9 protein-coding genes are annotated in these 11,953 nt (G+C 73.4%); 5 read left to right on the top strand and 4 right to left on the bottom strand.

Annotation, left to right across the window (positions count from 1 at the left end; translation table 11 throughout):
* Positions 1–211: 211 nt before the first annotated feature.
* Positions 212–1,126, bottom strand: coding sequence for a lipase family alpha/beta hydrolase (locus tag ACFVH5_RS41365; RefSeq protein WP_385838842.1), 915 nt, complete (start codon positions 1,124–1,126; stop codon positions 212–214).
* A gap of 519 nt (positions 1,127–1,645) precedes the next feature.
* Between ACFVH5_RS41365 and ACFVH5_RS41360 the strand changes: the two genes are divergently transcribed.
* Positions 1,646–2,056: a cobalamin B12-binding domain-containing protein gene (locus tag ACFVH5_RS41360; protein WP_385838840.1), complete on the top strand. Its 411-nt coding sequence runs from the start codon at positions 1,646–1,648 to the stop codon at positions 2,054–2,056.
* A gap of 322 nt (positions 2,057–2,378) precedes the next feature.
* On the opposite strand, the gene ACFVH5_RS41355 is transcribed toward ACFVH5_RS41360, so the two are convergent.
* From ACFVH5_RS41355 to ACFVH5_RS41345, 3 genes are read right to left on the bottom strand one after another with little or no spacing between them, the layout of a single operon-like run.
* Positions 2,379–3,938 carry a DUF5691 domain-containing protein gene (locus ACFVH5_RS41355; protein WP_385838839.1) on the bottom strand — a complete coding sequence of 520 codons (1,560 nt, stop codon included), beginning with the start codon at positions 3,936–3,938 and terminating at the stop codon, positions 2,379–2,381.
* Positions 3,883–4,122, bottom strand: a complete 240-nt coding sequence (locus ACFVH5_RS41350; protein WP_385838838.1) for a hypothetical protein — start codon at positions 4,120–4,122, stop codon at positions 3,883–3,885. The genes ACFVH5_RS41355 and ACFVH5_RS41350 overlap by 56 nt, the downstream gene beginning before the upstream one ends.
* 30 nt (positions 4,123–4,152) lie before the next feature.
* On the bottom strand, positions 4,153–5,505 hold the full coding sequence (locus ACFVH5_RS41345; RefSeq protein WP_385838837.1) for an SWIM zinc finger family protein: 1,353 nt from the start codon (positions 5,503–5,505) through the stop codon (positions 4,153–4,155).
* Positions 5,506–5,639: 134 nt separating this feature from the next.
* On the opposite strand from ACFVH5_RS41345, the gene ACFVH5_RS41340 reads away from it, so the two are divergent.
* The 4 genes from ACFVH5_RS41340 (at position 5,640) to ACFVH5_RS41325 (ending at position 11,859) form a co-directional block, all read left to right on the top strand.
* Positions 5,640–6,830 carry an AAA family ATPase gene (locus ACFVH5_RS41340; protein ID WP_384800392.1) on the top strand — a complete coding sequence of 397 codons (1,191 nt, stop codon included), beginning with the start codon at positions 5,640–5,642 and terminating at the stop codon, positions 6,828–6,830.
* The gene (locus ACFVH5_RS41335; RefSeq protein ID WP_385838835.1) at positions 6,827–9,319 is read left to right on the top strand and encodes a DUF5682 family protein; all 2,493 of its coding nucleotides are present in this window, start codon (positions 6,827–6,829) and stop codon (positions 9,317–9,319) included. Before ACFVH5_RS41340 ends, ACFVH5_RS41335 begins: the two co-directional genes overlap by 4 nt.
* Positions 9,316–10,557, top strand: coding sequence for a vWA domain-containing protein (locus ACFVH5_RS41330; RefSeq protein WP_385838834.1), 1,242 nt, complete (start codon positions 9,316–9,318; stop codon positions 10,555–10,557). The genes ACFVH5_RS41335 and ACFVH5_RS41330 overlap by 4 nt, the downstream gene beginning before the upstream one ends.
* A gap of 324 nt (positions 10,558–10,881) precedes the next feature.
* On the top strand, positions 10,882–11,859 hold the full coding sequence (locus tag ACFVH5_RS41325) for a hypothetical protein (RefSeq protein WP_385838833.1): 978 nt from the start codon (positions 10,882–10,884) through the stop codon (positions 11,857–11,859).
* The last annotated feature ends 94 nt before the right edge of the window (positions 11,860–11,953 follow it).

The following is an 11,953-nucleotide window of genomic DNA, read 5'->3' as shown; positions in this document are numbered from 1 at the left end:
GTCGACGCGGAGCGTCGGCAACCGACGACAACGCCGCAGATGTGCGTGCCACACCCCGCGTCTTCGCCGTGATCGACCGGACAGGTCCTAGGCGCTTCCGGCCGCTCCCCGTTGCCCCGGTTCGGGGCGGATCGCCTCCAGACGTCCGCTTCCGGTTGAGCCCCCGCGGATACGTCCTCCCCATCGCGCCCTCTTGGTCACGCCCTCCCGGTCACGCCACTGTCAGGCCGCCGGTGTGAGCGGCGGCGCGGGCGGTGTCCTCCTCGGCGTCCAGGGCCTGGCGGATGCCGGCCGCGACCGCCGGGTGCACCGGCAGGGCGAGATGTCCGATTCCGCTCACGCGCACGTTCTGGGCGAGCAGATCCGGGTGCTCGATGCACGCCGTCTCCAGCGGGTCCATCAGCTGGTCGAGGTCGCTCCAGAAACTCACGAACCGCGTACGGCAGTGCGGGGCGGGCTTGCGCAGTTCTTCGAGTACGCCGGAGCCCGGGCGCATCTGCCGGACGATCGGGTGCGCGTTCATCAGCGGCACGACGCGGGTGCCCGCGTGCGGGGTGCCCAGGGTGACCAGGGTCCGGACGCGGATGTCACCGCCCAGGCGCTGCACGTAATAGCGCGCGATCAGTCCGCCGAGACTGTGCCCGACGATGTCCACCTCCTGGCGGCCGGTGCGCTCGCAGATCTCCTCGATGTGCCGGCCGAGCAGCTCGGCAGCCGTCCGTATGTCGCAGGTCAGCGGGGAGTAGTTGAGCGACTCGATCTGCTGCCGGCCGTGCTGGGCCAGCGAACGCCGCAGCAGCACGAAGACCGAGCGGTTGTCTATGAAGCCGTGCAGCAGGACGACCGGGGGCTTGTCCGGAGTGGGCAGCCGGGCCGCGTCGGCGGTGCGGCCCGTGCCGTCCGCGTCGAGGTCCGGGTCGGGCAGGTCGGCCAGGGACCGGGCCGGGATCGGGGACCGGCGGCGCTCCGGGGTGATGCCGGACGGGTAGAGGACGAGATGGCCGGCGAGGATCGCGATCTCCAGGGCCGTCGCCTTCAGCAGGGTCAGTGAGAGCCCGGCCAGTCTGGTGGGGAGCAGGCGCTGACAGAGTGGAAGAAGGGGCAGCAGTGCCCTGGTGACCTTCATGGCCGACCTCCCGTCGGCGCACGGCAGGAACCCTCTGTCCCCCGTGTGCCCTCGTGGGAAGCCGATGGGTGAGGACGGCGACGGTGCACGTGCGGCGTGGGTGACGCCGGTCGAGCGACGGGGTGTCCGTCGTCGTGCGATCGCCGATGCGCCGCACCACCTCGTCGCGCGGCTGACGGCGCGGAGGTGCGGAGACCTCGTAACGGTTTCCCTTGCGCCCGTCCCGGGTGCGAACCGTGTGTCGCGGTGTGCGGGATCGATGCGCTGCGAACTTGTCCCACCGTGTGATTTCCCCCTCGGTCTCCACCGCGAAACTGCCGGTTGCGGGATGCTGGAGATAACGTTCGTTCACTTATCCGGACCGTGCGGTGCGGGGCGGCTGTGCCGGGCATGTCTGGGATGCACGCAAGGGACGAGTGCGGGCGCGTGCACGGTGGCGGGGCGCCGTCGCGGTGTGGTGATCGTTGCTGGGCGAGACAGATCTCTGCAGATCGGTGCAGTCGGTTGATGGAGGCAGTGATGGATTCGGCAACCGGTCCGATCCGCGTGGTGGTGGCCGAACCGGGGCTCGACGGACACGATCGCGGGGCGAAGGCGATCGCGCGGGCGCTGCGGGACGCGGGTATGGAGGTCATCTACACCGGCCTCCAGGAGACGCCCGAGCACGTCGTGGGCACGGCGATCCAGGAGGACGCCGATGTGATCGGGCTGTCCGTCCCCTCCGGCGCGCACCACACGCTGTTCGCCGCGGTCATCGAGCTTCTGAAGGAGCGCGACGCCGCGGACATCACGGTGTTCGGCGGCGGGGTCATCCCTGAGGCGGATGTCGTGTCGCTCAAGGAGATGGGTGTCGCGGAGGTCTTCCCGGCCGGGGTGACGAGCGCGGTCATCGTGGACTGGGTGCGGGTGAATGTGCGCCGGCCTGTGTAGGGCTGCGCCCGGCGGGTTGGCCGGGGGTGGGGGCCTGGTGTGCGTGGGTGGGTGCGGGTCCGTGGTGGCTGGTCGCGCAGTTCCCCGCGCCCCTGGGGAGTGGGGGTGTTGGTGTGTGGTATGGCGCGGGGCGGTCGTCGCTGGGCACGCCGTTCCCCGAGCCCCTTGGGGGGTGGGGGTGACGGAGGGAGGTCTGGTGCGGGTTGGGTGTGGCTGGTCGCGCCGTTCCTCGCGCCCCTGGGGAGTGGGGGTGTTGGTGTGTGGTTTGGTGCGGGGCGGTCGTGGCTGGGCGCGTCCTTCCTCGCGGTCCTGGCTAGTGGGGTTACGGGTGCGTGAGTTCCGTTTGGATTGCTGCTCTTAGGCGCAGGGTCGTGACCAGGCGTTGGAAGGATTCGGCCCAGTAACCTCCCGCGCCCGGCGCCGCGTTCTCCGACTCGTCGGGGACGGCTGTGAGCGTTTCGAGGCGGACGGCCTCCGCCGGATCCAGACAGCGCTCGGCCAGTCCCATGACTCCGCTGAAACTCCATGGATAACTCCCCGCGTCCCGCGCGATGTTGAGCGCGTCCACCACCGCCCGTCCCAACGGGCCGGCCCAGGGCACCGCGCACACCCCGAGTAGCTGAAACGCCTCCGACAGTCCGTGCACGGCTATGAAGCCCGCCACCCACTCCGCCCGCTCCTCGGCGGCCAACGTGCCGAGCAGCTTCGCCCGCTCGGCCAGGGAAACCGCTCCCGGCCCGCCCGCCTCCGGCGCCGCCGGTGTCCCCAGCAGCGCTCTGGACCAGGAGGGGTCCCGCTGCCGCACCGCAGCCCGGCACCAAGCGGCATGCAGCTCGTCCTGCCAGTCGTCGGCCACGGGCAGCGCCACGATCTCCTCCGGCGTGCGCCCCCCGAGCCGCCGCGACCAGGTGTCGAGCGGGGCCGCCTCCACCAACTGGCCCAGCCACCAGGACCGTTCGCCCCGGCCGGCCGGAGCCTTCGCCACCACGCCGTCGCGCTCCATGCCGGAATCGCACTCGTGCGGGGCCTCCACCGCTATCGTCGGCGTGCTGTGCGTATGGTCGACCGCGACGCAGGACCCCGCCCGCTCCGCCATCCGCCCGGCGAGCGCCGAGCCGGGCAGTGCGGACAGCAACTCCGCCGCGGTGGCCCGTACATTGCGGCTCCGGTCGGCCAACGCCCGCTCCAGGAACGGCTCGTCCGCCGCGCACAGCCCCGTCCGCAACGAGTCGAGGAACATCAACCGGTCCTCGGCCCGCTCCGACGCCCACGTCCCGGCGAGCAGATCCCGCGCGGCCTCCGCGTCCCGCGCCCGGACCGCCGCCAGCAGCGCGACCCGCTCGGCGAACAGCCCCTCCTCCCACAACGCGCGCATCCGCTCCGGCTCCTCGGGACCGGGCAGTACGGCGCCGCCGCCCGGGGCCGCCCGCAGCGCGAACCGCCAGTCCGCGTTCAGCCGGGCCAGCCACAGGGCGCGCGGTCCCGCGAACGCCAGCACCGCCGGCCGGAGGTCCGTACGCCCCCGGGCCGCGTCCAGCAGAGCCGGCAGCGCCTGGGGAGGAGCCGCGAAACCCTGCCGGTTCGCCGTGGCGAGCCACTGCGGCAGCAGCTCCATGAGGTCGGGGGCCGTCCCCCGGCGGCCACCGCTCCCCGCCCCCGGGCGGTCGGCGAGCAGCATCGTCAGCCGGCGTGCCGCCGCCGGCGGGAGCGCGGGACGGGAATCCTCCGCCGCGGGCTCGATGCGGGCAGCCGCCCGGCCCGGCCGCATCCCGGCCCGTCTCCGCACGGTCTCCACCGCCGCCGCGTCCAGCAGCGCCGTCGGTGCGTCACGCCGGGACGTGACGCCCGACGGCGTACGCCGCGTGGTCCCCAGCAGTGCCACGGTCACCAGCTCCTCCCAGTGGCTCCCGGCCGACGCCTCCCTGGAAGCGGGAGAGGGAGAGGGAGCGGGGGCAGGCGCGGAAGCGGGGGCAGCGGTGCTCGTCATGGGCGTCCCTCTCGTAGAAGGCCTCGTAGAAGGCCTTGTCGAAGACGTCGTGGAAGGGGTGGTGGGCGGCGAGTCGCAAAGGAGTCGAGAAGGCTGGAGCCCGGTGCCGTCAGCACAGCGTCACCGCCTCGCCCGGACCCTCCGGCCAGGCCGTGAGCGGGGAGAAGCCGCGGTGGCCGCACTCTCCGAAGACCGTCACCGGAGCGCCGCCGGAGAGGGCGACCAGCCGCCACAGACCGGAGCGGGACCGGGCGGCCGGGGTGAGCGGCAGCGCGAACTCTCCGTCGGCGTCCGCCAACTGCCAGCCGTCGCCGTCCGGAGTCGGTATGACGCGGGCCAGGGTCACGGGCCGCGATTCCAGCCACGGGTCGTCCCGGAGCGCCTCGCCGTACTGGGCAGCGGCCTGCGCCACACCCACCCCGGGCGGCCGGAGCCCCGTGGGAGCCGGAGCGGCGAACCGCTCGCCCAGCGCCGCCCGCAACTGCCCCGCACCCGGATACGCGGACAGCTCCGCTTCCACCGTCAGCCCGACGGGCAACGTCAGCTCCGGTGCACGCCCGGCGGCCCCGTAGGAGAGGAGCAGGGCCGTACGCCCCGACTCGGCCCCGTACAGCCAGATGCGGCGGGTGGTGAGGCGGCTGTCCGCGGTGTCGTACTGGGCCAGCACCAGCCAGCGGTCGCGCACCGGCGGGCCGTCCGCCGAACCGGGCAGCCCGATCCGGGAACGCACCGTCGCGGCCAGCCCGTCGGGCAGCGCGGCCCGGCGCAGCCACCCCTGGTCGAGGAGGTGGAGCAGCGCGCACTCCTCCAGCAGCCGCACGGGCCAGCCGGGCCCCGACGACGGTATCGCCCCCAACTCCCGCACCCGCGCGGCAAGTCCCGGCGCCTGCGCGTCGACCATGCGGGCCGCCGTCTCCTCCCACAGCCCGTACCCTCGCTGTTCCGCCGAGGCCAGACCGCCGCGCAGCAGATCGGTCAGCCGCTGCTCCAGCTCCGTCGCCCCCGCGGTGATCCACTCGGCTCGCCGCTCCGCCCTGCGCCGCGCCGCCTCCGGATCACCCGCGGACGCCGAACCGGCCGCGCCCTCCGCCCGCTTGTCGTCCGCGCGCTTCCTCCTGCCCTCGATCCACTCGTCCGCCCAGTCCGGCGCCTGCCCCTGCGGCACCGCGCCGTCCTCGCCGGCCCAGAGCAGCAGCAGCCCCAACGCGTGCTTGCACGGGAACTTGCGGCTCGGGCAACTGCACTTGTACGCGGGCCCGGTGGAGTCCGCGATGTCGATCACCGTCCGGTACGGCTTGCTGCCGCTTCCCCTGCACAGGCCCCATACCGTCCCCTCCTCGGAACTGCCCGCCTCCGACCACGGCCCGGCCGCGCCGAGCTTGCTGCCCGCCTTGCGTGACGCGGTGTCAGGCGCCAGTGCCAGCACCTGATCCGCAGTCCAGCGCACCCCCTGCTGAGTCATGGGATCGAAGGTAGGTCCCACCACTGACAATCGCCTGTGACGGATGCGTCTGCGCAGGTCAGAGCCGATTGTCAGTGGCGTGGTGCACGGTGGTACCAGATCCGAACCGGCCGAGCCGCAAGGGGGACCGCTCCATGTCCGTGTCCGTCGACCCGACGTCCGTCGACCCGAACCACCACCAGTCCGAAGGCGTGCCCGCGCCCGCGGCCCCGCCCGCGCCGGACAGGGGCACGGGCCCGGACAAGGGTGAGGAGCTGCGGCCGCACGCCGAGGACGCGTTCGCCTCCGAACTCGCCGCGCTGGCCGCGCAGGACGACCGCCCGCGGCCCGCCCGCTGGCGGATGTCACCGTGGGCCGTCGCGACGTACCTGCTGGGCGGCACGCTGCCGGACGGCACGGTGATCACGCCGAAGTACGTGGGACCGCGCCGCATCGTCGAAGTGGCCGTGACCACGCTCGCCACCGACCGGGCGCTGCTCCTGCTCGGCGTGCCCGGCACGGCGAAGACATGGGTGTCGGAGCATCTGGCCGCGGCGGTCAGCGGCGACTCCACCCTGCTCGTGCAGGGCACGGCCGGCACGCCGGAGGAGGCGATCCGGTACGGCTGGAACTACGCGCAGCTGCTCGCCCACGGCCCGAGCCGGGACGCCCTGGTGCCCAGCCCGGTCATGCGGGCCATGGCCGACGGGATGACGGCCCGGGTCGAGGAGCTGACCCGCATCCCCGCCGACGTCCAGGACACGCTCATCACGATCCTGTCGGAGAAGAACCTGCCCATCCCGGAGTTGGGCTCGGAGGTACAGGCCGTCCGGGGCTTCAACCTCATCGCGACGGCCAACGACCGCGACCGCGGGGTGAACGACCTGTCGAGCGCCCTGCGCCGCCGCTTCAACACGGTGGTCCTGCCCCTGCCGGAGAGCGCCGACGCCGAGGTCGACATCGTCTCGCGCCGCGTCGACCAGATCGGCCGCTCCCTGGACCTGCCCGCCGTGCCCGACGGCATCGACGAGATCCGCCGCGTCGTCACCGTCTTCCGCGAGCTGCGCGACGGCGTCACGGCCGACGGGCGTACGAAGCTCAAGTCGCCCAGCGGCACGCTGTCCACCGCCGAGGCGATCTCCGTCGTCACCAGCGGCCTCGCCCTGGCGGCCCACTTCGGGGACGGCGTCCTGCGCGCCGGGGACGTGGCGGCGGGCATCCTCGGCGCCGTCGTCCGCGACCCGGCGGCCGACCGCGTCATCTGGCAGGAGTACTTGGAGGCGGTCGTCCGTGAGCGCGACGGCTGGAAGGACTTCTACCGGGCGTGCCGGGAGGTGAGCGCGTGAGCGAGCACGCCGAGGGGAGTGAGGCCGGGGTGCGCCGGCCGCCCGGGCCTCTGCTGCTCGGGGTGCGCCACCACGGGCCCGGCTCGGCGCGAGCCGTAAGGGCGGCACTCGACGCGGCGAACCCGCGCGTGGTGCTCATCGAAGGGCCACCGGAGGCCGACGCGTTGATCGCACTCGCGGCCGAGGAGGACATGCGGCCGCCCGTCGCGCTCCTCGCGCATGTCGTGGACGAGCCGGGACGGTCGGCGTTCTGGCCGCTCGCCGAGTTCTCACCCGAGTGGGTGGCCATCCGCTGGGCCCTGGAGCACGAGGTGCCGGCCCGCTTCATCGACCTCCCGGCCGCGCACACGCTCGCCCGGGACGAGAAGGAAGAAGCGGAGAAGGAAGAGGGGGAGGAGGGCGAGGGGGAGCCGGACGGGGCCCTTTCCGAACCCGCCCGGGCCGTACGGATCGACCCGCTCGCCGTACTCGCCGAGACCGCCGGATACGACGACCCCGAGCGGTGGTGGGAGGACGTGATCGAACACCGGGGGACACGGGGAATCGAGCACCGGGGAGCGCGCGGGGAGGACGCCTTCGCACCGTTCGACGTGCTCGGCGAGGCCATGGAGGCACTGCGGGAGGTCTACGGGACGGGGGGAAACGACCGGGATCTCGTCCGCGAGGCGTACATGCGGCTCCAGGTGCGGGCGGCCCAGCGGGAGTTCGCGGACGACGTGGCCGTGGTGTGCGGCGCCTGGCACGTGCCCGCGCTGCGGCAGCGGACCACCGTCGCCGCCGACCGGACCCTGCTCAAGGGACTGCCCAAGGTGAAGGCCGACATGACCTGGGTGCCCTGGACCCACCGGCGGCTCTCCCGCAGGAGTGGTTACGGAGCGGGCATCGACTCGCCCGGCTGGTACGGGCATCTGTTCGCCGCCGCCGACCGTCCCATCGAGCGCTGGATGACGAAGGTGGCCCGGCTGCTGCGCGACGAGGACCGGCCCGTGTCCTCCGCGCACGTCATCGAGGCGGTGCGGCTCGCCGACACGCTCGCGGCGATGCGGGGCCGCCCCCTGCCGGGCCTCACGGAGACCACCGACGCCGTACGGGCCGTGATGTGCGAGGGCTCGGACGTCCCCCTCTCCCTCGTGCACGACCGGCTCGTCGTCGGCGACGTCCTGGGCGAGGTGCCCGAGGCGGCGCCCGCCGTTCCGCTCCAGCGCGACCTCGCCCGGCTCCAGCGGCGGCTGCGGCTCAAGCCGGAGGCACAGGAGAGAGAGCTGGAGCTCGACCTGCGCAAGGAGACCGACGGCGGACGCAGCAGACTGCTGCACCGGCTGCGCCTCCTCGGCGTCGGATGGGGGGAGCCGGTCGCGTCACGCGGCAGCACGGGTACGTTCCGGGAGACCTGGCGGCTGCACTGGGAGCCGGAGCTCGCGGTGCGCGTCGCCGAGGCCGGCGTGTGGGGTACGACGGTGATCGCCGCCGCGACCGCCAAGGCCGAGGCGGACGCGATCGGCGCACGGTCCCTGGCCGATGTCACGGGCCTCGCCGAGCGCTGCCTCCTCGCCGAACTCCCGGACGCCCTCCCCGTGGTCATGCGCGTCCTCGCCGACCGGGCCGCCCTGGACGCCGACGTCGGCCATCTCGCCCAGGCGCTGCCCGCCCTCGTCCGCTCCCTGCGGTACGGCGACGTACGGGGCACGGGCACCCAGGCCCTGGCCGAGGTCGCCGCCGGGCTCGCGGAGCGGGTCTTCGTCGGACTGCCCCCGGCCTGTGCCGCCCTCGACGCGGAGGCCGCCGAGGAGATGCGGGGCCACGTCGACGCGGTGCACGGCGCGGTGGGACTACTGGCCGAGGGGGTGGAGGGGGCCAAGGAGTCCGAGGGCGGCGCGGGCGACTCCCGCGTCGGCATACGCAGCCGGTGGCACGCCGTGCTGGGGACGCTCTCCGGGCGGGACACCGTTCCGGGCGTCGTCCGGGGGCGGGCCGTCCGGTTGCTGCTGGACGACGGGGAGCTGGGGCAGCAGGAGGCGGCTCGGCTCATGGGGCTCGTCCTGTCACCGGGGACCGCACCCGGCGACGCGGCGGCCTGGATCGAGGGGTTCGTCGGCGGGGGATCGGGGGGCGGGATGCTGCTCGTGCACGACGAACGGCTGCTCGGCCTGGTCGACTCCTGGCTGACCGGTGTGCCGAGGGACGCGTTCACCGACGTACTCCCGCTGCTGCGGCGCACCTTCTCGGAGTACGAGCCCGGAGTGCGCCGCACCCTGGGCGAACTGGTCCGGCGAGGGCCGGGGCCGCGCGGGAGCGTCGCGGACACCGTCTCCGGGACACCCGGCTTCGGACCCGACCTGGACGAGGACCGGGCCGGCGCCGTACTGCCGGTGCTGCGCATGCTGCTGGGGCTGGACGAGGCCGACGACGCTGACGCCGATGTCGGCGTCGGTGATCTCGGCGACCGCACCGGTCCAGGGGACAACGACCTTGTGGGGGCGGGCCGATGAGCGGGGGAGCGGTGAACACGGGAACGACCGACCAGGCCGACCAGGCTGTCCCGACCGGGGTGACCGATCAGGCCGGTGTCGCCGACGAACGGCTGCGGCGCTGGCGGCTCGTGCTCGGCGGGGAGGACGCGGACGGTACGGGCTGCGCGCTCACGGGGCAGGACGCCGCGATGGACGGGGCGCTCGGCGCGCTGTACGGGAACGGGAAGGGCGGCAGGGCACGGGCGGGGCAGGAGCGTTCGGCGGGGCTCGGGGCGTCCGCGCCGTCCGTCGCCCGGTGGCTGGGCGACATCCGGACGTACTTCCCGTCCTCCGTCGTCCAGGTCATGCAGCGGGACGCCATCGACCGCCTCGGCCTGTCCACCCTGCTCCTGGAACCGGAGATGCTGGAGGCCGTGGAGGCCGACGTCCACCTGGTCGGCACCCTGCTGTCGCTGAACAAGGCGATGCCCGAGACGACCAAGGAAACGGCGCGGGCGGTCGTGCGCAAGGTGGTCGAGGACCTGGAGAAGCGGCTCGCGACCCGCACCCGGGCGACTCTCACGGGCGCCCTGGACCGCAGTGCGCGTATCAACCGGCCGCGCCATCACGACATCGACTGGAACCGCACGATCGCGGCCAACCTCAAGCACTATCTGCCCGAGTACCGCACGATCGTGCCGGAGCGGCTCATCGGGTACGGACGGGCCTCGCAGTCGGTGAAGAAGGAGGTCGTCCTCTGCATCGACCAGTCCGGCTCGATGGCGGCGTCGGTCGTGTACGCGTCGGTGTTCGGCGCGGTCCTCGCCTCGATGCGGTCCATCAACACCCGGCTCGTCGTCTTCGACACGGCGGTCGTCGACCTCACCGACCAGCTCGACGACCCGGTCGACGTCCTTTTCGGTACGCAGCTCGGCGGCGGCACGGACATCAACAGGGCCCTCGCGTACTGCCAGTCGCAGATCACGCGCCCCGCCGACACCGTGGTCGTGCTCATCAGCGACCTCTACGAAGGCGGCATCCGGAACGAGATGCTGAAGCGGGTCGCCGCGATGAAGGCGTCCGGAGTGCAGTTCGTGACGTTGCTCGCGCTGTCCGACGAGGGGGCCCCGGCGTACGACCGTGAACACGCGGCGGCCTTGGCGGGGCTGGGCGCACCGGCGTTCGCCTGTACGCCCGATCTCTTCCCGGACGTGATGGCGGCGGCGATCGAGAAGCGCCCCCTGCCGATACCGGACACCGGCAGCCCGGCGCGGTAGGGCCGGCAGGAAAATCCGACGGTGGAAGAGGTGGAAGAGGCGGAAGAGGCGGAAGCAGAGGGCGAGGGAGGGGGAGGGGGCGGGGGAGGGCAGCGAGGGAAAAAACGGACATGAGTATCCATCGGTAACAGGGGGCTTGCGCTACCTCGGGAGTCGCGTGCGAGGATCGGCGGGCCTTCGGGGGCGTGCAGCCTTGCGGCCGCGCCCCTCCACGCTCCACTCCACTCCACGACGCCGGCGTACCCCGCTGCGTCCTGTCCCTCCGCACGGGAGGCTCTGCCCGCCTTGGCCTTGTCAGCCGTACTGCCCGGTCCCGCTCCGCGTATGACGCGTGGAGCGGCGGGGCGGCGTGTGCTGCACATGGTGTTGCTGGTGGGCGGTTTGTTCGTGCTGGGGCTTCTCTGCGGTGGGCGGGCGCACGCGGCGGACGGTGTCGTGCCGGCCAAGAAGCCTGCTGAGCTGGTCCGTTCGGTGACGAGTTCGGCCGAGCGGTTGGCCGCGGGTACGCCGCGGAAGCGGACCGGCGGCGAGCAGTCGCCGGACCCGTACTCGGACTCGCACCCGTACCCGGTTTTCCGACCCGTGACCGAGAAGGTCGTTCGCCCGGTCACTGAGCACGTCGTGCAGCCGGTCACCGAGCTGGTGATACCGCCGGCCGCAGGGCACGTCGTCCAGCCCGTCGGTGATCTGGTGGATCAGATCACCGACGGAATAGTCGGTGGGATAGGCGGGGGAGTCGAGCAGCCGGACCCGCCCCAGTGGTGGCCGTCGGTGCCTCAGCTGCCCACGCTCCCCGGTGTTCCCGAGCTGCCGGAATCGCCGGTGCTGCCGTTGCCCGCGGTCCCCGGCCAGACCCTCCCGGCCGGTTCGGCGGCGGAGCCGCAGCAGCCCGGCGACGCTTCGGCCCCGCAGGAGTCGGACGAGAAGCAGTCGGACGGGAAGCAGCCGAGCGGGAAGCAGTCGAGCGGCGAGAGCGGCGGGGCGGAGTACGGGCCGCGGTTCGCCGGTGGCCTCGCGGCGGCCGGTGACGACGTGCGCCAGCAGGGGCACGTCCGGAGCGCCCGGAGCACCCAGGTGACGGGTGCCGTGCGGGCGCCCGTGCACCAGGTGCCCGACGGCGACCCCGCGGGTGCGTTGGCGCGCCATTCCGCGGTCGACAGCGGATCGCCGAGGCACGGCGACGCGCAGGCCGTCACCTTGAACGAGAGGGTCCGGCCGACGCTGGTGCCCGGCGCCGCCGCGGACGTCACCGCGGCCGGGCCCCGGGACCGGCACCGGGCCGTTCCGGCGTTCCCCGGCTAGGCCCTGTCGTCAAATTCCCGCCTGCCGGCCGACGCCTGGCACGCCCTCTCGCTGCACCGGGCGAAAGTCCAAGTACGTCCAGTACGAGGGCTTC

Source organism: Streptomyces sp. NPDC127119 (assembly GCF_042677425.1).
GTDB lineage: Bacteria > Actinomycetota > Actinomycetes > Streptomycetales > Streptomycetaceae > Streptomyces.
This window is presented reverse-complemented; position numbering and strand designations above follow the sequence as displayed.